This is a genomic window from Ligilactobacillus apodemi DSM 16634 = JCM 16172, from assembly GCF_001434405.1.
In the GTDB taxonomy this organism is placed as follows: domain Bacteria; phylum Bacillota; class Bacilli; order Lactobacillales; family Lactobacillaceae; genus Ligilactobacillus; species Ligilactobacillus apodemi.
In genome coordinates, this window is sequence record NZ_AZFT01000043.1 from 1 (window position 1) to 22,703 (window position 22,703).

A 22,703-nucleotide genomic window follows, 5' to 3' on the forward strand; every position below is an offset into this window, starting at 1 on the left:
GCACATTTGCTTATCGAAACTTTGTTCAGTTTTCAAAGATCTACTTGTTAATCATTGTCGCAATTAACATAATTATTATATCATATTTCGTTTTTCTTTGTCAAGAACTTTTTTGAAATATTTTTTATCAATCAATTAACACGACTTAATCATCTTATCAAAATCATCATTTCCTGTCAATAGGAAAATAATTTTTTTGTTATACTGTAACAAGTCAGCTTAAATATAATATCATGTATCTCAATTCAATGTCAACACATTTTTTATATTATATTTTTAAGTAACTGTCCTGCATCAGCAACTTTTATAGTATAGCAATTATTCCCCAAGTCCGTCAATGACTTTTTTAAATTTTTTTATTTTCTAATATATAAGTTATAACTTAACCCATTAAAAGTTATGCCGACGATTAAAATTAGTGGGATTCTTGTGTTTCAAGCTATAAGTAAGTCTACTAAATTACATACTGTCCGATTATTTTTTCTATTAAAATACACATAATCTTATCACAGCGACAAGCATAAGCTAACAACTATTATATATAAAAAGACTCACGTTGCACTTACAACGTGAGTCTTAGACTAATTTCTTTATTTACTACTACTGCTACTGCTGCTACTCTTCAACTCTGGTGCATCAGTCTTATATTGACTTACGGTAGATTTCCCACCATTTTGCATCAAGACACTAGTTGGATTCTTTTTCTGTGCCTCTTTGAGCTGTTTCATCGCGTCTTCATACTTATAGCTATATTTAGTCTTATCGACTTTAGTAAAGTTTGACGGTGTATAGAATCGCAGTAGATCACCAGTTACGATCTTATCTGAGATCGACAGCTGCTCAGTAACAAATTCAGTTTGTTCCTTAACCTGTTTCTTCTGCTCGGCTGTCAGTTTATTAGTCACGACCTCACCTTCACTATTGTAGATCGTGCTTCCGATCTTAGTGAATGTCGGTGAAACAAAGTCACCATTTCTAAAGGCGACGGTCTGATTCCTATCGGTCGACAGTAAATCATTACCTAACTGAATCGTATCTGTATTTTTGATCCCTAATAAGTCAAGTAATGTAGGCATTACATCAATTTCACCACCATAAGTATGGTTGACCCCACCTTGAATACCACTTAAATGAATCATAAATGGTACTTTTTGGAATTGAGCTAAGTCATAGCTATTAACACTATCTTTACCTAAAAGTTGTGCAATAGCTTTCTTATGGTTATTAGAGATACCATAGTGGTCACCATAAACGACGATCATTGAATTGTCATATAGACCAACCTTCTTCAAGTAGCTGATAAATTCACCAAACGCTTCATCTAAATAACGAGCAGTTTGAACATACCCATCAACTGTACTGTCTCCAGTAGTTGTTTTGGCGATCGTTTGGTTTTGTTTATCTAATTCATATGGGTAATGGTTAGTTACCGTAATGATCTTAGCATAGAAAGGTTGTGGCAATTGTTCAATGTATTGGATCGACTGTTGTAAGAAAATCTTATCTTTCAAGCCATATCCAACACTGTAGTTTGATTTGGTCTTGTAATAATCTTCACTGAAGAAGTATTGATAACCCCATGACTTATATGTATTGTCACGGTTCCAAAAACTCCCTACGTCCCCATGGAAGGCCGCAGTCGTATAGCCATTTTGGTCTAAAATTGCTGGCATCGCTTGGAAAGTATTATTCGTCCCATAAGATGTCATAACTGAGCCAGATGGTAACCCAAACAAGGAGTTTTCTAACATCGTTTCAGCATCAGAAGTTTTCCCTTGACCAACTTGATGATAGAAGTTATCAAAAGAAATAGTATTTTGATCACTATAAAACTTATTGATATTTGGTGTTACTTCTTCACCATTGACCTTATAGTTGATCATAAATTGTTGGAAACTTTCCAAATGGAAAACAAAGACATTTTTACCCTTAGCCTTACCATAATATTCTGGATTAGCTGCCGAACGATTCTTCTTCAAGTACGCTAAAACTTCTTTTAGGTCGCTACTGCTTGCACTCGCACGCGTTGCACTTTCTTTATAAGTTTGATAGGCATTGTACGCTGCAAAAAAGTCGATCCCTAAATATTTAACGATATAGTTATTATCAAAAGTACGCGTCAATAATTGTGAACGGTCCTTTTCCGCTAAACTTAAGTTGATTGCAAAAAGCACACACGATAAAACCGTAACCGCGATCGGATAACGGAATTTAACTGGTTTCTTGTCAACTTTAATAACTTTAAAGATCAACAACAGCGTTAGGACAATGATATCGGCAAAGACCCATAGATCACTTAGTTTTAAAATTTCACCAATACTTAATCCTAGGTTATTTGAAACCGAACCAGATGACTTTATGATTCCTAATGATAAGAAATCAGAAAATTCACGGTAGTATAAAATATTAGCAAAAAGCCAAAGCGAAGCTATCAAGTCAATGATCATCATGATCCAATAAGACTTTTTACCTTTAAAATAAAGTCCTATTCCTAACAACAAAAGCGCAGCAGGTAATGGATTTAATACGAGTAAAAATTCCTGTGCACTCCCAGAAACACCTAAACTAAACTTAGTTACATACACAGAATATGTTTTTATCCAAAATAACACTACGGTCACGATAAAAAATCCCATGCGTGTATTAAGTCCACTGCGAACTTTATTTAGCACTGAACGCATCTAATTGCCTCCAATTATTATTATATTTAATTGTTCATGCGATAAATTATAGTTAATAATCTTCAAAAAAGAAACTCTTTTTTATAACATTTAACTTTAACTTAAATTTAGTCGTTTAAAAGATCATAAATTTCCATTGCGGCTAAATCAATATCATCAAAATCAAACTTTTGATGTGTTGCAAGTTCTTCTAATTCAAAAGTTTTAGTTGCTGGATCGTATGTCACAAAGCCTCTTTCTTGACCTTCGCGTTCAAAACGACGTGCTTGAACTTCGTTACTTTGTGTCTTCATCATCGCATCTAATCTTTCAATGATTGCAACAAGTTGTGAATTTTCCATAGATATAAATCTCCTTCATTTTAAAGTGGGAAAAACCCACCAGTGATATACTTTAGCAAATTCTATACTAACACACCAAATATGATGAAACAATTCAAAAAAAGTTTAAGTAGTCAGTCTTCTTTTGTTGCCAAAGTTTTGCGCTGATACTTGCGGGGTGAAATAACTAAAGCTACCATCCCCCCAAACATTCCAAAATAATAAGTGATTATTCGCCAAATAAGCATTGCTAACACTAACTTGCTCCCACTATCTACAAAGGTCGAAAAAATAAGCGAGAAACTATATTCTGCCCCACCTGCTCCACCTGGGATCGGAAAAAGCGAGATTATCATTACGATCAAAACATGTAGTGTCATCACGGTTACTAAACTAACATGGTCAACACGCAAAGCTAGTAAAATAAAGTATGGGATGATGTAATAGAAAAATAGTTGCACTAAAGTTATCAAGCTTATTTGAAATAATAACTTATAGTTATCTTTCATCGTCAAACTTTCACGATAAAAATTATCGATTTTTTCATTGATCATCTTGTCATAGCGCTCGTAACGTGCAGGTGCTAGAAACCTTTTAAATGGCTTAAGGCATAACTTAGTTAATTTCTTGGTAAAATTATACCAATACATGATCAAAAGTAAGCCAATAATAACAGCTAAATGGATCACAAAGCCAAAGATCAATAAGATTCCCATCACATGTAGCTTATCAGCAATTAAATGAAATCCTAGGAAAAGACAAACAATAAAATTGATCACGATCATCGACTGGTAAACAACAAATTTCATCAATAGAATTGAAGTTGCTCGCCCGGCATCAACCCCAGACTGAACTAAAGCAAACAATTGTGCCGGTTGTCCCCCGGACGAAAATGGGGTTATCCCATTAAACAGAGCTTCGATCAAAGGGATTCGCAACGAATCTTTAAGGGAAAAATCAGGAAACTGACGCTTAAGCAATCTTTTTACCACAATTGCTTCACATAAGATCGATAACCCCATACATAAAAAGGCAACTACGATCCAGCCCCAATGCAAATTATGAATATCATCTACCAAGGCGCGATACGAAACACCGCGCACTGAATAAATAAAAATCCCAATGCCAAGCAAAAGCATCAGCGCTAATGCTATTTTATTTTTCTTTGACATTATTTTTCCCCACTTGTTTTTGATAGTATTCTAGCCAAATTTTAGCTAAGCGATCTTCCGAGTAAAACTTCGCTGCACTAATAGCTTTTTTCTGAAGAGCCATTAATGCACGCTCATCTTTAGCTAACATTTGCAACTTAGCATCCATTTCGGTCACATCATTGCAGCCAGCATAATATCCTTGAATAACACCTTGGTATAAATCTAATTCACGTAACATTACGGGTGTTTGACTACTAAAAGCTTCTAACACACTCATCGGGAATAATTCATTATACGAAGGCAATAAAAAAACATCCGCGATATTATAGTAATCATTCATTTTTTTCCGTTCGACAATACCCGGAAAAGATAAATTAGCTGGAGGCGCTTCAACTACTTTTTTTAATTCCGCATAGCCATCAGTGATCACACCAAACGAAAACCCCCCGACCCAGATAAACTCAAGTTCAGGGTTTTGCTTCGCTAATTTTATGAAATCAAAGACGCCTTTTCGTTCTTGGACTTGTCCTACACCTAAAATAACAAAGCGGTCTTTAGCGATTTGATATTTTTCGCGTAATTGCTGTTTTTCCTGGGCATTCATCGGAAAAAATTCTGCCTTTGAAACAAAATTAGGAATGTAGGTGATCTTTTCTTTTTTGATCCCGTAAGCTTCCAACTTAGGAATAAAAGTCGGGTTCACTACGACCAAGGCATCCATTCGCTTATAAAAAGCGATCACATAACGGTATAAGACTTTTTTAGCGATCCACGGAAGCTTCAAGCTACCTTCCAGTGTTTCTGGTAAAAAATGGACATAACCGATCTTTTTCCCCCGCTTTTTAGAAAAAGTCGACAAAAAGAACTTTGGATCGATCGTATGATAGTGACTAATATCAGCCGGACTAAATTGGTTGATCGTAATCTCCAATTGATCTGGATAATATTTTTTTAACAGTTTTATCAGTTCCGTGTATGCACTGCCTACACCTTGCCCCTTAACTTTAGTGGCAGATGAATACATATGAACATTTAACATCAAAAAACTCCTTTATGAATTTAGTTAAGTTCATTGGGGTTACTTGGTCGCTCCTGTTTCAAATAATAATTCTGACTATCCTCATAAAATTTCACGATCCGTTCGCCAAATTCAGCAGCTGAGATCGATTTTAATTTTTGTTCTAAGGGAGCAGGGTCATTATATTTATCTGGATTCAACAAATACGAAACAGTCAGCTCAGTAAACTCTTCTAACGTTTCAAAAACAGCACCGATCGCTGGATCATCTAACAATTCCGCCGTATAAGGACTCTTGTAAGAAACAACTTTAGTTCCTGATGCTAAGGCTTCAATATAAGTTATCCCTTGCGATTCAGAAACAGAAGTCGACACAAAAAGGTCGGCGGTCCGATAAAATGAACCCACTAAATCATTATCTACTTCACCAGTAAAAATTACATCATCTATCAAACCAAGTTCTTTTACTTGAGCTTCTAATGATTCTTTTGCCGGACCATCACCAACGATCAGTAATTTAACGCCAGAAACGCGTTCTTTGATCATCGGAAAAGCTTTGATCATCCGATCGATGTCTTTTTCAAAAGCTAAACGACTTAAAGTCAACATCAAGGGTGCGTCGGCAGCAATTCCATACTTACTGCGAACATCAATTCCGTCATTATTCACTTCCCTAAAGCGATCAAGATCTACCCCAGTTGGAATGATCGTGATCGGTTCTTTGACCCCGTAGTCAGTAAGCGTGTCCAATACGCGCTCACTAGGTGCAACGATCCCACTCATTTTTTCACAAAAAGAACAAGTCATCATGCGAACGTGAATTGGTCGTAAAAGTTTACCCTTAGCAACATAATGCAAATAATCTTCATACATAGTGTGATAGGTATGAACACACGGGATCTTCAACGCTTTAGCGACAAATTTTCCAATCAGCCCCATCGAAAATTCAGTTTGTGTATGCACAATATCTAAATTTAATTCTTTAGCAACTTGGTAAGAATGGAAAAGCCCGCGCACTGCGATACGTCTATCGGTAAATGAAATAAACGGAATGCTAGCAAAACGAAAGACATTACGTTCATATACGTTTTTATCCACATCAGGATCTGTTGTTGTAAAAATATAAACAGTATGTCCCTTGCGCTCAAGCTGTGTTCTTAATGTTTTGATCGAAGTTGCGACTCCACTGACTTGCGGAAAATACGTATCAGTAAATATGCCGATATTCACAAGCATCCTCCTCAATTAATTATTAGTATTAATTATATGTTTTTCAGATTTCCTTTGCAACGCTAACTATCAGGTAAGCTAGTCACGAAAATCCACTCTTAAACATTTTACCATTTTTAAACAAAAAGAGACCAGAAATCATATTCTAGTCTCTCTCTATTAAGAAGTAATCAAGTGATTATTTAGTATATTCAGCTACTAAAGCTTCTACTTCTTCAGTTGTTTCACAATCTTCAACTGCTTTTTGTGCTAATTCTTGCATCTTAGCCGAGTCAAGTTTCTTCAATAAGCTACGTGTCTTCAAGATCGAAGTAGCACTCATTGAGAATTCATCTAAGCCTAAGCCTAATAACAATGGAACGGCAACTTGATCGCCCGCCATTTCACCACACATACCTGTCCACTTACCTTCTTTATGAGAAGCATCAATGATGTTCTTGATCAAACGTAAGATAGATGGGTTATATGGTTGGTACAAGTAAGATACACGTTCGTTACCACGGTCTGCAGCCATTGAGTATTGGATCAAGTCGTTTGTCCCAATACTGAAGAAATCAGCATATTTAGCCAACTTATCAGCAATCATTGCTGCGGCAGGAATTTCCATCATCATTCCGACTTCGATATCATCAGATACAGGAATACCTTCCTTGACTAACTTAGCTCTTTCTTCTTCAAAGATTGCTTTAGCATCTTTAAATTCTTTGACAGTTGCGATCATTGGGAACATGATTGCTAAACGACCATAGTGAGAAGCGCGTAATAACGCACGTAATTGTGTTCTGAAGATATCTTGACGATCCAAAGAAATCCGGATAGCACGATAGCCTAAGAATGGATTTTCTTCTTCAGGTAGTGGTAAGTAAGGAAGATCCTTATCCCCACCGATATCCATTGTCCGAACAACAACTTGCTTACCGTTCATGCCTTCTACAGCTTCTTTGTAAGCTTTAAATTGTTCTTCTTCACTAGGAAGTTCACTTGCATCCATGTACAAGAATTCCGAACGGAACAAGCCAACTGCTTCAGCACCGTTGTCAACTGCACCAACAACGTCTTTAGGTGTACCAATGTTTGCCCCTAAGATAACTTCTTTGCCATCTTTAGAAACGGATTTAGCATCCTTAAGTTGTTGCCATTCAGCTTTTTGCGCCTTAAAATCAGCAGCTTTTTGTTCATATTCGGCTAATTGTTCAGCAGTTGGATCAACAACTGCATCACCAGAGATACCGTCAATAATGACCATATCTCCTTCATTAATTTCAGATGTCGCTGAACCTGAACCTACAACAGCAGGAATTTCAAGGGTTCTTGACATAATAGCAGAGTGTGAAGTTCTCCCACCGATATCAGTAATAAAGCCCTTCACAAAATTGCGATCTAATTGCGCTGTATCAGATGGTGTTAAATCGTGAGCCACGATCACAACTTCTTCATTGATCAAAGCTGGGTTAGGTAAAGTTACCCCTAACAAATGACTCATAACACGCTTAGTAACATCGCGAATATCTCCAGCACGTTCTTGCATGTAAGCATTGTCAGTCATGCTTTCAAACATTGCGATAAACATATCCGTGACGCTCTTTAATGCAGCTTCGGCATTGATCTTTTCATTTTTGATCTTATCTTCGATCTGGCCGATCATTTCAGGGTCAGCTAAGATCGTTAAGTGTGCTTCAAAAACTTCTGCTTCTTCCGCACCTAAATTTTCAGCAGCTTTTTGCTTAATAGCTTCAAGCTCGCCTTTGGAAGCTGATACCGCATCTTCCAAGCGCTTAACTTCAGCAGCTGGATCATCGATGCTTGTTTCAGAAAATGAAAGATCGGGCTGCACAAGCATGTATGCTTTTGCGGCAGCAATGCCATCACTAGCTGCAATACCCTTCAACATTTTCGTCATTATTCAGCAAGTCCTTCCTTTGTCATTGTTTCTGTAATTGCAGCGATAGCTTCTGCTTCATCAGCACCGTCTGCAGAAATAACAACATCAGCGTTTTGGCCAACGCCTAAAGACATAACGCCCATGATAGACTTCAAGTTAACTGACTTGCCTTGATATTCTAATGTGATATCAGAATTGAACTTGCTTGCAGCTTGCACCAAAAGTGTAGCTGGACGTGCGTGAATACCTGTTTCTGCGATTACGTGAAATTCTTTCTTTTCCATTGTGGATCATGCTCCTTTAACAATAAATAATATTTGTGCAATGCAACACAATCTAATTGTATCACAATTGTAAAAGAATTCGTTTACAATTGTGAAGAAACAAGGATGCCTTGCACCTGATATATGCAATCATAACATGAATTTTTTAACAAGACAAGCGTTCACATTGCATAATATTTAAAAAAATAACTCTAACTTTTATTTAGCCTTCATTTTTGTAGTGATATCGCACTCCGCCACCACGTTTAGCAATACCAATAATATTTTTACGATAGTTATATGCCATTAAAACTTTTTGAAATGCCATAAATTCTTCCGTTGAAATTTCAAAGTTTTCAATTTTTCCTGCATGTAGGTCATCTAATAATTGTTGATAGTCTTTTTCCATAATAACGCCTACCCCCTATTGTCACATTATACCATTTAGCCCCAGTTTTTTTGCTTGCACTTGAAATAAAAATTTGTATAATAAAACTACAAAGGTCAAAGTTGGTCAAACTTTGATTTACTATTTTGTTTATAGAAAGGGCGTGAATGGCTGTGTTATGCCAAAATTGTCACCAAAACCAAGCTACTTTACATTTAACTGCCAAAATCAATGAGCAACAGTCCGCGATCGATCTTTGCGCTAATTGTTATCGTCAGCTAAAGCAGCAAAGTCAACAGTCAAGCGCTTTTGAAAATATCTTTCAAGATCCGTTTGACAATGATCCGTTTGATGAATTTTTCAAAAATATCAATACGAACCGTCAATCACAAGCACAGACAAATCGACCTCAAAGAACTCCACAAACAGAAAGTATTTTAACTAAATACGGTTTAGATCTAACTAATGAAGCCAAAAAAGGCAAAATCGACCCAGTGATCGGGCGTGACCAAGAAATCAAGCGTGTGATCGAGATCTTAAATCGGCGCACCAAAAACAATCCCGTCCTAACAGGTGAAGCTGGTGTCGGTAAAACCGCAGTGGTCGAAGGTTTAGCTCAAAAAATCGTTGATGGTGAAGTTCCACAAAAATTACTCAATAAAAAAGTCGTCCGCCTAGATGTAGTTTCTTTAGTCCAAGGAACTGGTGTCCGTGGTCAATTTGAACAACGCATGCAAGAATTGATGGACGAATTAAAACAAAAACAAGACATCATCTTATTTATTGATGAGATCCATGAAATCGTAGGTGCCGGTAACGCTGAAGGCGGGATGGACGCTGGTAATGTTTTAAAACCAGCCTTAGCTCGTGGTGAGTTCCAACTCGTAGGTGCTACTACACTTGATGAATTTCGGACGATCGAAAAGGATGCTGCCTTAGCAAGACGTTTGCAACCAGTTCAAGTTGCTGAGCCTTCACAAACTGAAGCTTTGGCAATTTTACAAGGTCTACGTCCTAAATATGAAAACTACCACCAAGTAACTTATACTGATGAAGCTTTACAAAGTGCGATCCAACTAGCAACACGCTATATCCAAGATCGTTACTTACCAGATAAAGCAATCGATTTGCTAGATGAAGCTGGCTCACGTAAAAATTTAGCAACTCAAACTTTTGATCCCCAAGAGATCCAACATCAAATCGAACAAGCTAAAAAAGATAAAACCGCTGCACTTGCGCAAGAAGACTATGAAAAAGCCGCTTTGTTACGTGATCAGATACAAAAATTACAAGACCGTTTAGCTAAAAGTAGTGCACATCAAGAAAAACAAGTTATCACCGCTAAAGATATGGAAGAGATCGTCGAAGAAATGACTGCGATCCCAGTCGGTGAACTAAAACAAAAAGAACAAACACAACTTAAAACTTTAGCTACTACGCTTAAACAAAATATTATTGGCCAAGACGTTGCGGTTGAAAAAGTTGCTAAAGCGATTCGTCGCAACCGGATCGGTTTTAATAAATCAGGTCGTCCGATCGGCTCATTTTTATTCGTTGGACCAACTGGTGTCGGTAAAACTGAAGCTGCTAAACAACTCGCACTCGAACTTTTTGGCATAACTGATGCGATGATCCGATTTGACATGAGTGAATACATGGAAAAATTCTCCGTTTCTAAATTGATCGGTTCGCCTCCTGGATACGTTGGCTATGAAGAAGCTGGGCAATTAACAGAACAAGTCCGCCGTCACCCTTACAGTTTGATCTTGTTAGATGAGATCGAAAAAGCTCATCCCGATGTAATGCATATGTTCTTACAAATCTTAGATGATGGCCGCTTGACCGACTCAAAAGGTAAAACTGTCAGTTTCAAAGATACGATCATCATCATGACAAGTAACGCTGGTTCAGGTGATCCCATCGTAAATGTAGGCTTTGGATCTACTGAAAAGCAAAAAAATTCGGTCTTAGATAAATTAACGAAGTACTTTAAGCCAGAATTTTTAAATCGTTTCGATGATATTATCGAATTTAACGCCTTGGATAAAGAAAATCTTGGTCAAATCGTGACGCTAATGCTGGCTAAAGTCAACCAGACTCTGCAAGATAACGAAATGGCTTTAACCGTCTCAGATGAAGTGATCGCCAAACTTGTTGAATTAGGTTACGACCCTAAGATGGGGGCACGGCCATTACGGCGTACGATCCAAGATCAAATCGAAGATAAAATTACTGACTACTTCCTTGATCATCCCCAAACACGTAACTTTTATGCAGATGTCACTAAAGATGATGAGATCATGATTTCTGAGAAATAAAATTTTGTAGCTACTTTTATGCTTTAGTTTCGACATTTTGGTTTCTTAGTTTATAATAGTTATAGCAATGCGTCGTTTAATCGTAGACACGCAAAAGAACTATAATCTTAACAAGGGAGAGAGCGCCATGCAGTTAATCGATGTAACTAATAGCTATTCACGCATGATCCAACGTGAATTGATCGCATCACCAGTCCACTTCATCAAGGTTTATACCTTAGGAAATTCAAAAGTGGTCTATAAAAAGAAACATGATTTCTCAGAGATCGTTATTTCAAATAAGATCCGTCCCATTACCCAAAAAGAGATCGACTTTGTTAAAACAAAGCTTCTGGCGGATAAAGCAGCTGATGCCACTGTAACAGCACAAGGCAACTTAGTTGAAATCAATCTCGAGAATTGATCGTTAAAAAGCTCCACAAGTAATGAACTTGTGGAGCTTTTGTTGTAAAATAATATCTAAAAACTCAGTACTTTAAAGTAATAATTTTGTGCAATCATTATCTAGATACGTTATAATTGACGTGATACTGATAAGAAGGAGGCGAGACCAGTTGGCACCTAAAGTTAATCCAAGATCAAAAAAGAAGAAGCATCGTTCCCGTTTTGCTAAACGTAACCATGTCTCTTCTGTCACCTCTTTAAAAGATGCGTTAGTTGATGAAGCAGAAGTTGAAGTTGAGGTTGAAAAATCCGCTCCCATTCAACCTGATATTGCTCCAGCACCACCATTAAAAAAAGAAACTGAGGTCGTCTTAGATAAGGAAATAGCTGCCAAAACTGAACTAAAAAAGAAGGCAGATTCTCAAGATTCAACCGTTATCTTGATCTACCAAGACGAAAAAGAACACTTTTTAACTTCACCTCAAATCATCTCTGGCAAACGCCTTGAACCGATAAAGTTTCGTTTTAAGGATTTTGAAGGCTACGATTTGATCCGCGTGGATGGCTTTACGAGTGAATTTGTCTTACCTTATGCTGCGATCACTTTTACTTATCGCAAGAAAGACGCCGGAAATATTTGGGTCTTTTGTCAAGATATCGACGATCGCCACTTTTTACAAAAACCAGTTTTTGTTAAGGGAAAAATCGGCGAAGAGTTTTCACTTTCTGCGCCTGCAGTTCGCAATTATACCCTTTTACGTGCACGCGGCGTCACACACGGCACCTTTACTTATGAGCAACAGGCAGTAACTTACTTTTATCGCCGTGATAACTGGAAAAATGTGGACTACACCCCACATTTTCTTCAATTCAAAGAATCATTACCTTGCTTAGATGCCCCCGATGGTCAAGTGACCGATGTTATTTTAGCCAAGGGGACGATCTGGCAAACGTTTGAAACGATTACCACCGATAATGAGCAACGTTGGTACTGTTTAGGCGGAAGTATTTGGGTCAAGTATGATTCCGAATTGATGACCCTATTAGAGCGTAATCCGCAAACATTTACTGCTAATAAAAACGTAGTCACTGAAAGTGAACTGCCAACGTCGATCACCTTACAGCATAATGCCATGATCGATTTTATTCCACATGGTGAACTCGTTTTATATGATAAACCATTTGGCAAAAAAGCTGCTACCGTTAAAAATGGTCAAATCGTTACCTTAACTGGCCGAATCCGCGTTGATGGGATGCAATGGTTTGAAGTTAATGGTCTAGGATGGACAATTAGAGAGTATCTAAATTTGGATCCTTAATAAAAAAAGCAACTGATTTTTTGTGAAATCAGTTGCTTTTTTATTATTATAATTTAGCGGTCAATTCAACGTCAGGATACTTATCTTTAAACCACCGTTCGGAAAATTCATTTTCAAACAAGAACAGTGGCAATCCTTGGCGATCTTTTACTAATAGGTTACGCGAACTAGACATTTTTTCGTCCAATTGTTCTGGGTCGATCCACCGAGCGATCTTATTGCCCATCGGTGTCATAACAACTTCAGAATTATATTCATTGGCCATTCTAAATTGGAAAACTTCAAATTGAAGTTGCCCAACTGCCCCTAAAATATAATCCCCAGTACTGTAACTTTGGTAAAGTTGCACAGCCCCTTCTTGAACAAGTTGTTGGATCCCTTTGTGGAAAGATTTTTGCTTCATCACATTTTTCGCCGTTACTCTAGCAAATAATTCTGGCGTAAATTGTGGTAATTTTTCAAACTCGATCTTTTGCTTACCAGTATAGATCGTATCACCGATCTGGAAATTACCAGTGTCATAAAGCCCAATAATATCTCCGGCGACAGCAGTTTCCACTGTTTCACGTGTGTCAGCCATAAATTGGGTCGAATTTGATAATCTGATCTTTTTGCCTGTTCGATTCAAGAATACATCCATCCCACGATCAAATTCGCCCGAACAAATTCGCACAAAGGCAATGCGATCACGGTGATTAGGATTCATATTAGCTTGGATCTTGAAAATAAAACCAGAGAACTTTTCATCATCTGGAGCGATCTTTTCACCAGCTTGTGTTTGATGAGCGCTTGGTGCTGGTGCAAATTGCAAATATGCATCCAAGAAAGTCTTGACCCCAAAGTTAGTCAACGCTGAACCAAAAAAGACTGGTGTCAATTGCCCGGTAGCAATTTTTTCTTCATCAAATTCATTACCGGCATCTTTGACCAATTCAACTTCTTCTAAAACTTGTTGGTAAATACTGTCATTTTTAAGGGGATCGTCACCTTTGATCTCCCCATTTTCATCCAGTTCTAAAAATTGTTGACCATCATTTTCACTGCGATATAGCTCGATGCGGTTATTGTAAATATCGTAAATGCCTTTTAGACCTTTACCCATCCCGATCGGCCAGTTCATCGCATAAGCATCGATCCCTAAAACTTCTTCTAATTCTGCCGTTAATTCCAATGGTTCGCGTCCATCACGGTCTAGCTTATTAATGAAAGTAAAGATCGGGATCCCCCGCATCTTACAAATTTGGAAAAGCTTTTTGGTTTGAGGCTCGATCCCTTTAGCTGAATCGATCACCATGACTGCAGAATCGACCGCCATCAGTGTCCGGTATGTATCTTCCGAGAAATCTTCGTGCCCTGGTGTATCTAAGATATTAACTCTTTTTCCGGCATAATCAAATTGCATGACCGAACTAGTAACCGAAATACCACGTTTCTTTTCGATCTCCATCCAGTCGGATTTAGCGAAATTACCACTCTTCTTAGCTTTAACTGTTCCTGCTTGACGTACGACTCCACCAAACAAAAGTAATTGTTCCGTGATCGTTGTCTTCCCCGCATCCGGGTGAGAAATGATCGCAAATGTACGCCGTTTAGCAACAGCTTCCTTTAATTCATTCTTATTCATATCTACCTCACATAATTAATTCTAAAACATCACATATTATCTTACTTGAAAAAATAGTCGGTTTCAACACTTGATGAAACCAACTATTTTCCCTAAAAATCTATTCTTGTTCTTCTTCCCGTGCTAAAGCACGCATCTTACGCCAACCAGCTAATTGTGCCGGAATCGTTGCTAAAACTTTAGTGATTCTAGTATCATCAACGATCTCAACCGTTCTTAAGCGTAATCCGTCATCTTCTGTGATCGTTAATTCCTCGCCATCGTCGGGAATTTTCCCGGTTTTAGCAATAATATAACCGGCAATCGTATCGACATCACTCATTTCAAGTTTTGTGCCAAATTCATCGTTAAATTCCGTTAAGGTCATTTTACCTTGAACGATAAATTCATTTTCTTCAACTTGTTCGATCAGTTTATCAGGTTCATCGGATTCGTCTTCAATATCACCAACGATTTCTTCTAACAGATCTTCTAGCGTCGTCAGCCCGACGACACCACCATATTCGTCTAATAAGATTGCCATTTGATTTTGCGTCTTTTTCATTTGGCGTAACAATTCATCGATTGGTGTCGATTCTGGCACAAAAAAGGCTGGGTGCATCACTTGTCTGATCGTTAGCCGATCAAAGCCAAATTGACGCGCACGTTTCAACATATTTTTAATGTGGATCACACCCACAATATTATCCTTATCTTCGTGATAGACTGGGATCCGCGAATAATCCATTTCTAAAATGCTATCAATATTACGATCGTTGTCATTAGTGATATCGATCATAAAAGCATCCGTACGTGGCACCATTACTTCGCGAGCCGTCTTATCATGGAGCGACAAAACCCCATTGATCATTTCAAAATCATCGGTATCTAACTCACTATTTTCCTGTTGTTGCTGAATCGTTTCGACGATCGTTTCAAATGGTGGATCGGTTTCTGTTTTAGCAGTTGCTTTTTGGTTAAAGCGCGCTACGATTTTCACAGTAGGCGCATAAATAAAACTTTGCGCTTTGATGAAAAAAGAAAATCGTTGACATAAAAGGCGTTTATTTTCACCACTAACACGATTCGCTACTATTGCTTCTAACACAAATAAACAACAGGTCAATAATAAAACGATCAGCACGATCAGCCCTAAAGCTAAATTCTGTAAGCTAAACATGCTACTCATTAAAAAGATGAATCCCCATAGAAATTCACCTAAGCGAACGACGATCACATCAGTTTCTTTAAAATTAAGTTCTGCTTCTTCGCTTGATGTGATCATTTTTAAAGCACTCAAACTTAAGGCGTTGCTCAAAAAGATGACCAACGCTCCCAAAGCTATTGCCCCCCATAAAAGAGGGTGTCCGGGATCTGGGTTCATTTACAAAATCCTTTCTTTTTACTTAGGCACGTACAAAGTTTCACCAGCAGTAATATCAACACTTGAGCCAAGTCCATTTAATTCTTGGAGTTTTTCGACTGTGGTTGCATATTTAGTCGCAAGCGATTCTAGAGATTCACCATCTGCAACCGTGATCGTTTGTGCATCAGCTTGTTCAGAAGATAAACTGGCAGCACTTTCGCTACTTGCTTTAGCCGCACTTTCTGAGCTTTCTGACGCTTGTTTAGCACTTTCAGATGCCTGCTTGGCGCTTTCACTGGCAGCACTTGCGGCAGATTCACTTGCTTGTTTAGAGCTTAGTGCCTTTGAGGTATCCGCACTACTTGTCGAACTACTTTTTGAACTTTTAGTGGTCGCACTGCTAGCCGTACTTTGGCTTGTGCTCGCTGCATTACTATGTTGGTACCAAAAAATACCACATCCAACTAAGATCACGATCACAATTACCGCGATCCAGCCCTTATTTAGTTTATTAGTATTTTTTTCTTTTTGGTGCTTTTCTTCGACCTTATCTTGCTTAACGGGATCATTGCCCCGTTCAACAAAAAATGCTTTACGCATGCGGGGTTCATCTTTTCTCGTATACCCATGTTTGAACTGCTCACTTTTGAAAACTTCGTAGAGCTTATCAATATTAAATTGAACTTGTTCACGTTGTTTTTCCGCAATAAATTCATTTTTCTCAGGTAACGTTAAATGCGCTTCCCATTCGATCGCATAATCATATTGGCGTAAAACTTCAGTCGTTGGGCCAAAATCTTGTAAAAGCCCAAATTGTAACCAGGCCGTTTGTTCACAGATCGTTTCAAGGATCATTGGACGAATCTCAGAAACAATAAAGGAAACACCACTATCTTTTAATTGTTGGATCTTATTGACCGCTTTAAAATAATAATTACGGTCTAACGGTGATAAAACTTCATCCAAAATGACGATCTCTGGATCAATAAACAAAGCAATACTCAAGGATAAACGTGCTTGCATCCCCAGTGAGTATTCTTTGACGGGACGATATAAAAGTTCACCGATCTCAGCAAAATTGATGATCCCATTGGTATAATGATCACCTTTAAATTCATTGATCTGCGCCTTACCGATTTCTTGCCGAATGTTATCCAAGCCCGTTTTTTCTGGGTCTAATGCATAACAAGAAGCATATGTGATCTGGCTATCGGTCGTAATAAAACCAGTCGTTTGCTTTTCTTTTCCTGCTAAGATCCGCATTAAGACGGCTTTACCTGAACCATTGTCACCAATGATCCCAACACCTTCGCCATCATTGACCTTAAAGTTGATCCCACGTAATTCCCAAAATTTTTGAACTTCATCATTTACCCGATGCTTATCCTTTTTATCGATCAGCAAAGGAACACTTTTTGTAATATATTTTATTTCTATCTTTGCCATAATAAATTCACCTGTAAAATCCTTCAATTAGACTAACTTCTATAGTACAAAAACACTTTCAAAGCGTCAACTAGTATCCTTAAAACAACATCACAATTTGCATCTTGGTCTAGTTTTCTAATATAATGTTAAAAGTCAGTTTGCTTTTTAGCTAACTGTAAAAAAAGAAAGTTGGAATATTTCATGAAGAAATTCTATCAAAAGTACCACGCTTTCTTCTCATACACTTTCTTTGGCACACTTGCTAGCACAATAAATGTGCTCTTGTTTTATTTACTCGAAACTAAGCTTGCGTTCAATTATTTATTGGCTAATTGTATTGCGTATCTCGTTGCGCTCATCTTTACTTTTATCACCAATAAATATTTAGTGTTTAATTCAAAACACGCTTCTCTTAGCCAGTCATTCAAAGAGTTTTGTTCTTTTTGCAATGTCCGCTTTTTCTCATTTCTTTTAGATATTGGGCTGATGTTTACTGGTGTTCAGCTCTTATCGCTCTATAAAACATTTGCCAAAATAATTGACCAAGTTATTTGCGGAATTCTTAACTATTTCTTTAGTAAGTGGTTTATTTTTAAAACAACCGCTAAATTCCTCCCTGATGAAGAAAAAAATTAATATAACTTAAAAAGAGGCTGGGCCTAAGTCGCCCAACCTCTTTATTTTTATTTACGCTTGCCGATAACTTCAGATTTACTGTCGCGTGTCATTAACCCGCCAATTTCTTCTTTAATATCAGCATTATTATACAATACATTGTAAATGGCCTTGGTGATCGGCATTTCAATATGTTCATCGCGTGAAAGGTCATAAGCTGCCTTGGCAGTATTGATCCCTTCGATCACCATCCCCATATCTTCAATAACTTGATCTAATGGTTTACCTTGACCCAATTGTTCACCACAACGCCAGTTTCTGGAGTGAACTGAGGTACAAGTAACGATCAAATCTCCGACCCCGGAAAGACCCATAAATGTCAGTGGACTAGCGCCAAAAGCCATCCCTAAGCGTGCAACTTCAGCTAACCCACGTGTCATCAAGGCTGCCTTAGCATCATCACCGTAACCTAAACCATGTAAAATACCAGCTCCGATCGCGATCACGTTCTTAAACGCAGCCCCAGTTTCCACCCCAACGATATCATCGTTAGTATAGATCCGTAAATAATCATTTGTAAACATATCTTGAACTTTTTCAGCAGCTTTGATATCAGCACTTGCTGCTGTGATCAATGTAATATCGTGGCGTGCCACTTCTTCTGCATGACTTGGACCAGATAATACAACGATTCCTGAACAGTAGCGATCTGTTAATTCTTCTTGCAGAATTTGGGAAATCCGTTTATGTGTTCCAATTTCAAGTCCTTTACTTGCATGGATCACCAAAGGGCGACGATTAAGCTTAGCCAAAACTTCTTTTAATTGCTTAGCTACCACGCGCGTAACACTTGTGGGAACAACGAACAAAACTTCATCTGCGTCAGCCACGGCTTCTGCTAAATCAGTCGTTGCCCGTAGTTTTTCTGAATACTTAAAACCAGGCATATATTGTTCATTAGTGTGCTTTTCATTAAGCTCAGCAGCCTGTTTCTCAACATTTGTGTAAAGCGTAACATCATGCCCATTTTCGATCAAAACGCTCGCAAGGGTACTCCCCCACGAACCTGCACCCAACACTGCTATTTTTTCTGTCATAACTATACATCCCTACTTATAAGATATTTTCAATACAATTTCAAAATAACACAATTTTTTTACTCTCGCAACTTAAACACAGAATCGGCTACTTTTGTTGGTTCTCTTTTTCAAGTTGGATAATGTCATAAATATAAATTATTACAACCTTTGTGACCGCATAAAGTGGGATCGCTAAGATCATCCCTAACAAGCCCGCAATATTTCCCGCTGCTAATAAAATCATGATGATCGTCAACGGATGAATATTCAAAGATTTTCCGATCACATTAGGATAAACTAGATTCCCATCAATTTGTTGTACCACGATGCAGACAATAATAACGAGCACAACCGTTTTAAAAGACATTGAAAAGGCCACAAAGATCGCTGGGATCAACCCAATATAAGGTCCAATATAAGGAATAATATTGGTGATCCCCGCAAAGATCCCGATCAAAAGTGCGTAAGGGATTCCGACTAACCCATAACCGATCGCCGAAAATGTCCCGACAAAAAGACATTCGATCACTTGGCCAGAGATATACTTAGCGATCGTGTCACTCATCTTAGTCAAAAGATCCCCGATCACTTCAGCGCGACTTTCAGGCAACATCTTTTTGATCGTTGGTAAAAGCTTAGGCCCATCTTTTAACATATAAAAGAGCACAAACGGAACAGTAATGATCGTCACCGTGATACTTGTGATCGCACCGACCATTGACCCGATCCCCGAAGTAAACGAACCCATAAAGCCCTTGAGGATCCCGTTTAATGAATTTTCAATATTTTTGATATATTTTGAAAAATCAATATTTTCGGCCCAAGAAGGTGGCTTAGCATCTTTGGCAAGATCCGTTAAATAGACTTGCACTTCTTTTAAATATGCTGGCGTCTTTAAAACCAATTGTTCAACCTGATAAGTCACACGTGGAACTAAATATGAGACCGATAGACCGATCAAACCAATCAATAAAACAAATACGATCGTCACTGCCAAAGTTCGTCCGATCCGAAAACGTTTATAGTGGATCTTGGTCAAAAGATTGACTAACGGATTTAACGCATAAAATAAAAAACCCGCGATCAAAACAGGAGCAAATAAAGTTGAAACAAAGATCCCGATCGGTTTAAACACAAAACCGATCTGAGTACAAACAAAAATTAACGTAGCGACCAATAACAGCTCGATCGTCCAATACATCAAACGAGAACGTCTTTTTTTATCAAACATCATTTCCTGCTATATTAAATGTGGAATCATGCGCATTCAAAACATAAGGCATAACTAAAAAGAAATATAGTGTTTCCTTTCTTAAATTCACTTGCTACACAGTATAATAGTATTTTTTACTACATCAAATTTAATATTCACGCCACATTTTATCTTTTCATGAATGTTTACTACTATTCTTTTGATGTTGGTTGCTCATTCCCCCATTTCAACTATGATACTTTACCCTAAGTTATCCTAGGCTACTTAGCGGTTTGCTACAACCGTGTCTTTGACCAAAGATATTAAAAAAGGTTGCGAACGAATCCGCAACCCACATGGTTATAAACAGGCACTTACTGTTGGCGCGATAATTCAAGATAGCGATTATACCAGATCTCAACATATTCTTTAGAGAATGGTCCTTTACCATGTTCGATCCAATCGACTAATGTCTTGACATTATGTTTCAAGATCAAATCAGTTTTAGCAGGATATTTCCACCTGGCGCTGTGCTCTTCATATTCATCTACGTCAAGCAATCTTTTTTCACCATTTGGAAAAACCTTAACATCTAAATCGTAATCTATATATTTCAGTGCTTCTTTATCTAAAACTACTGGTGACGCCAAATTGCAATAATATGAAACACCATTATCGCGAATCATCGTCACAATATTAAACCAATAGTGCTTATGAAAGTAAACAAGTGCAGGTTCACGCGTGACCCAACGTCTGCCATCAGCTTCTGTGACCAATGTATGATCGTTACAGCCGATCAAGGCGTTTTCACTTGTCTTAAGAACCATTGTATCGCGCCATGTCCGATGTAAGCTACCATCGTGTTTATAACTCTTGATCGTAATAAACTCGCCTTCCTTTGGCCCATTTGAATGACGCATATAACTTTCCTGCTTTCTATGAACACGGGTGTAGTTACACCAATATCATTTCAATTATACCAAAGATTAAACTAATTGCCTATGCAAAGATATTCACAGATTTACAGTAAAATTTATCAATCAAATTTTAGCGACCTTATTTATTTTTCAGTCACACCTTTAACCCCTAATAAAACTAGGATGATTGCAATCACTGCCATCGAAATAAAAGCTATATGCAAGCCAAACATGTTAGCATTTACGCCCGTCAACTGACTAGCTTGACTTGCCACGCTCATTACACTGACAAAGACCGCCGAACCGATCGCACCAGCAATTGTCCGCAATGAAGTCAACAAAGCGGTCCCATGTGCGGTTTGTTTTGGTGTCAAACCACTTGTGCCCCAAGTTACAAATGGCATCATTAAGCACCCGATTGCTACACTACGGAACAAATTCAAAATGACTGGTGCCCATAAGCCTGTTTGAGCTTGAACAAAAAACATCAAACCACTACTCAAAGCCAACAGCAAACTACCAACAATAAACAGTTTTTTCATGCCTAATTGGTCATACATGCGTCCTGCAAGGGGTGAAACTAACGCCATCGCTAATGAACCTGGTAAAACGACTAAACCTGATACTAAAGCCGAATAACCTAAATATGATTGGATATAGATTGGCATGATCACCGACGAACCCATCATGACCATGTACATCAACATACTGCCAATAACACTGAGCGTAAATGTCCGTTCAGAAAACACACGGACGTCTAAGAATGGTTCTGTTAAACGCAATTGCCGGTAAACAAAGAAGATTCCTGCGATCACCCCGATAGCTAAACAACCTAAAACTGTAAAACTCATAAATGGGCTTACCCCTAAATTACCTAAACCTAACGTGATCCCCCCAAAGGCTAACGCCGAAATTGCAAAGGATAACACGTCAAATTGTTTTTTAGTTGTTTCCAAGACATCTGCAAACACAAAACTTGAAACAATAAACGAAAGAGCCACAATGGCTAAGATCCCGACAAAAATAGCTCGCCAGCCGTAAGCATCAACTACGACTCCCGCTAAAGTAGGTGCAATAACTGGAGCAGCGGTAACAGATAATCCATACCAGCCCATGACAGTCCCTAATTTTTCTTTGGGATAGATCGAAAGTAAAATAACTTGCGCCATTGAAGTCAAGATTCCATTTCCGATTGCTTGAAAAACGCGAGCAACCATCAAAATTGGAAAATTAGGCGCAAAAATGGCGATTACTGTCCCGATAAGAAAGATCCCCAAAGCCGATAAATACAATTTCTTCGTAGGGAAACGAGTGATTAAAAATGCTGACAGTGGCATTGCGATCCCCATCGCTAATGAATAACCACTTGTCAGCCATTGTCCGATTGAAGTTGTGATCGCTAAATCTTTGATGATCAGCGGTAACGCCGTCGTTAAAGCAGTTGCCAACATCGAAGTCGCAATACAACTGATGACCAAACAAAGAAAGATCAGTGTTCTTTTTTTATTAGTGAGCATTTAGCATAATTCCCTTCTTCTTTAACTTAT

At 38.1% G+C, this 22,703-nt stretch carries 19 protein-coding genes; 4 read left to right on the forward strand and 15 right to left on the reverse strand.

Annotated features, from left to right (window positions below):
• Positions 1–590: 590 nt before the first annotated feature.
• The 8 genes from FC32_RS03315 to FC32_RS03350 all read right to left on the reverse strand — a co-directional run bounded on the left by FC32_RS03315 (position 591) and on the right by FC32_RS03350 (position 8,956).
• Positions 591–2,681 (reverse strand): LTA synthase family protein, encoded by a 2,091-nt coding sequence (locus tag FC32_RS03315; RefSeq protein WP_025087568.1) that lies wholly within the window; start codon positions 2,679–2,681, stop codon positions 591–593.
• Between the two features lie 107 nt (positions 2,682–2,788).
• Positions 2,789–3,022 carry a YkuJ family protein gene (locus FC32_RS03320; RefSeq protein ID WP_025087567.1) on the reverse strand — a complete coding sequence of 78 codons (234 nt, stop codon included), beginning with the start codon at positions 3,020–3,022 and terminating at the stop codon, positions 2,789–2,791.
• A 113-nt stretch (positions 3,023–3,135) separates the two neighbouring features.
• The gene (locus tag FC32_RS03325; RefSeq protein WP_025087566.1) at positions 3,136–4,173 is read right to left on the reverse strand and encodes a lysylphosphatidylglycerol synthase transmembrane domain-containing protein; all 1,038 of its coding nucleotides are present in this window, start codon (positions 4,171–4,173) and stop codon (positions 3,136–3,138) included.
• Positions 4,157–5,194 (reverse strand): glycosyltransferase family 4 protein, encoded by a 1,038-nt coding sequence (locus FC32_RS03330; RefSeq protein ID WP_025087565.1) that lies wholly within the window; start codon positions 5,192–5,194, stop codon positions 4,157–4,159. Before FC32_RS03330 ends, FC32_RS03325 begins: the two co-directional genes overlap by 17 nt.
• A gap of 20 nt (positions 5,195–5,214) precedes the next feature.
• Positions 5,215–6,402 carry a glycosyltransferase family 4 protein gene (locus FC32_RS03335; protein WP_025087564.1) on the reverse strand — a complete coding sequence of 396 codons (1,188 nt, stop codon included), beginning with the start codon at positions 6,400–6,402 and terminating at the stop codon, positions 5,215–5,217.
• Positions 6,403–6,580: 178 nt separating this feature from the next.
• Positions 6,581–8,302: a phosphoenolpyruvate--protein phosphotransferase gene (ptsP, locus tag FC32_RS03340; RefSeq protein WP_025087563.1), complete on the reverse strand. Its 1,722-nt coding sequence runs from the start codon at positions 8,300–8,302 to the stop codon at positions 6,581–6,583.
• Entirely contained in the window at positions 8,302–8,568 is a 267-nt protein-coding gene (locus FC32_RS03345) for a phosphocarrier protein HPr (protein WP_010688426.1), read from the reverse strand. The genes ptsP and FC32_RS03345 overlap by 1 nt, the downstream gene beginning before the upstream one ends.
• Positions 8,569–8,770: 202 nt before the next feature.
• Positions 8,771–8,956, reverse strand: a complete 186-nt coding sequence (locus tag FC32_RS03350; RefSeq protein WP_025087562.1) for a hypothetical protein — start codon at positions 8,954–8,956, stop codon at positions 8,771–8,773.
• Positions 8,957–9,108: 152 nt separating this feature from the next.
• On the opposite strand from FC32_RS03350, the gene FC32_RS03355 reads away from it, so the two are divergent.
• From FC32_RS03355 to FC32_RS03365, 3 genes are all read left to right on the forward strand, one after another.
• Positions 9,109–11,253, forward strand: a complete 2,145-nt coding sequence (locus FC32_RS03355) for an ATP-dependent Clp protease ATP-binding subunit (protein WP_025087561.1) — start codon at positions 9,109–9,111, stop codon at positions 11,251–11,253.
• A gap of 127 nt (positions 11,254–11,380) precedes the next feature.
• A complete protein-coding gene (locus tag FC32_RS03360) occupies positions 11,381–11,656 on the forward strand; it encodes a DUF1827 family protein (protein WP_025087560.1) in 276 nt (91 codons plus the stop codon).
• A gap of 151 nt (positions 11,657–11,807) precedes the next feature.
• Complete coding sequence (locus tag FC32_RS03365; RefSeq protein WP_025087559.1) at positions 11,808–12,956, forward strand: MucBP domain-containing protein; 1,149 nt, start codon at positions 11,808–11,810, stop codon at positions 12,954–12,956.
• Between the two features lie 46 nt (positions 12,957–13,002).
• Here FC32_RS03365 and FC32_RS03370 read toward each other — a convergent pair whose 3' ends face one another.
• The 3 genes from FC32_RS03370 to FC32_RS03380 form a co-directional block, all read right to left on the reverse strand.
• On the reverse strand, positions 13,003–14,580 hold the full coding sequence (locus FC32_RS03370) for a peptide chain release factor 3 (RefSeq protein ID WP_025087558.1): 1,578 nt from the start codon (positions 14,578–14,580) through the stop codon (positions 13,003–13,005).
• A 100-nt stretch (positions 14,581–14,680) separates the two neighbouring features.
• Entirely contained in the window at positions 14,681–15,898 is a 1,218-nt protein-coding gene (locus FC32_RS03375) for a hemolysin family protein (RefSeq protein WP_235722569.1), read from the reverse strand.
• 63 nt (positions 15,899–15,961) lie between these two features.
• Entirely contained in the window at positions 15,962–17,371 is a 1,410-nt protein-coding gene (locus FC32_RS03380) for an ATP-binding cassette domain-containing protein (protein ID WP_025087556.1), read from the reverse strand.
• Between the two features lie 183 nt (positions 17,372–17,554).
• Between FC32_RS03380 and FC32_RS03385 the strand changes: the two genes are divergently transcribed.
• Entirely contained in the window at positions 17,555–17,989 is a 435-nt protein-coding gene (locus FC32_RS03385) for a GtrA family protein (RefSeq protein ID WP_056957260.1), read from the forward strand.
• 47 nt (positions 17,990–18,036) lie between these two features.
• On the opposite strand, the gene FC32_RS03390 is transcribed toward FC32_RS03385, so the two are convergent.
• The 4 genes from FC32_RS03390 to FC32_RS03405 all read right to left on the reverse strand — a co-directional run bounded on the left by FC32_RS03390 (position 18,037) and on the right by FC32_RS03405 (position 22,673).
• On the reverse strand, positions 18,037–19,065 hold the full coding sequence (locus FC32_RS03390; RefSeq protein ID WP_025087555.1) for an NAD(P)H-dependent glycerol-3-phosphate dehydrogenase: 1,029 nt from the start codon (positions 19,063–19,065) through the stop codon (positions 18,037–18,039).
• 88 nt (positions 19,066–19,153) lie between these two features.
• Positions 19,154–20,278 carry an AI-2E family transporter gene (locus FC32_RS03395; RefSeq protein ID WP_025087554.1) on the reverse strand — a complete coding sequence of 375 codons (1,125 nt, stop codon included), beginning with the start codon at positions 20,276–20,278 and terminating at the stop codon, positions 19,154–19,156.
• A gap of 335 nt (positions 20,279–20,613) precedes the next feature.
• Positions 20,614–21,159, reverse strand: coding sequence for a nucleoside tri-diphosphate phosphatase (ntdP, locus tag FC32_RS03400; protein ID WP_025087553.1), 546 nt, complete (start codon positions 21,157–21,159; stop codon positions 20,614–20,616).
• A 140-nt stretch (positions 21,160–21,299) separates the two neighbouring features.
• The gene (locus tag FC32_RS03405) at positions 21,300–22,673 is read right to left on the reverse strand and encodes an MDR family MFS transporter (protein ID WP_056957261.1); all 1,374 of its coding nucleotides are present in this window, start codon (positions 22,671–22,673) and stop codon (positions 21,300–21,302) included.
• Positions 22,674–22,703 lie beyond the last annotated feature (30 nt).

What these genes read in the sequence shown, in the direction of transcription:
- FC32_RS03315 (WP_025087568.1), bottom strand. Translation starts at nt 2,681, where the DNA reads ATGCGTTCAGTGCTAAATAAAGTTCGCAGTGGACTTAATACACGCATG.
- FC32_RS03320 (WP_025087567.1), bottom strand. Translation starts at nt 3,022, where the DNA reads ATGGAAAATTCACAACTTGTTGCAATCATTGAAAGATTAGATGCGATG.
- FC32_RS03325 (WP_025087566.1), bottom strand. Translation starts at nt 4,173, where the DNA reads ATGTCAAAGAAAAATAAAATAGCATTAGCGCTGATGCTTTTGCTTGGC.
- FC32_RS03330 (WP_025087565.1), bottom strand. Translation starts at nt 5,194, where the DNA reads ATGTTAAATGTTCATATGTATTCATCTGCCACTAAAGTTAAGGGGCAA.
- ptsP (WP_025087563.1), bottom strand. Translation starts at nt 8,302, where the DNA reads ATGACGAAAATGTTGAAGGGTATTGCAGCTAGTGATGGCATTGCTGCC.
- FC32_RS03345 (WP_010688426.1), bottom strand. Translation starts at nt 8,568, where the DNA reads ATGGAAAAGAAAGAATTTCACGTAATCGCAGAAACAGGTATTCACGCA.
- FC32_RS03350 (WP_025087562.1), bottom strand. Translation starts at nt 8,956, where the DNA reads ATGGAAAAAGACTATCAACAATTATTAGATGACCTACATGCAGGAAAA.
- FC32_RS03360 (WP_025087560.1), top strand. Translation starts at nt 11,381, where the DNA reads ATGCAGTTAATCGATGTAACTAATAGCTATTCACGCATGATCCAACGT.
- FC32_RS03370 (WP_025087558.1), bottom strand. Translation starts at nt 14,580, where the DNA reads ATGAATAAGAATGAATTAAAGGAAGCTGTTGCTAAACGGCGTACATTT.
- FC32_RS03380 (WP_025087556.1), bottom strand. Translation starts at nt 17,371, where the DNA reads ATGGCAAAGATAGAAATAAAATATATTACAAAAAGTGTTCCTTTGCTG.
- FC32_RS03385 (WP_056957260.1), top strand. Translation starts at nt 17,555, where the DNA reads ATGAAGAAATTCTATCAAAAGTACCACGCTTTCTTCTCATACACTTTC.
- FC32_RS03390 (WP_025087555.1), bottom strand. Translation starts at nt 19,065, where the DNA reads ATGACAGAAAAAATAGCAGTGTTGGGTGCAGGTTCGTGGGGGAGTACC.
- FC32_RS03395 (WP_025087554.1), bottom strand. Translation starts at nt 20,278, where the DNA reads ATGTTTGATAAAAAAAGACGTTCTCGTTTGATGTATTGGACGATCGAG.
- ntdP (WP_025087553.1), bottom strand. Translation starts at nt 21,159, where the DNA reads ATGCGTCATTCAAATGGGCCAAAGGAAGGCGAGTTTATTACGATCAAG.
- FC32_RS03405 (WP_056957261.1), bottom strand. Translation starts at nt 22,673, where the DNA reads ATGCTCACTAATAAAAAAAGAACACTGATCTTTCTTTGTTTGGTCATC.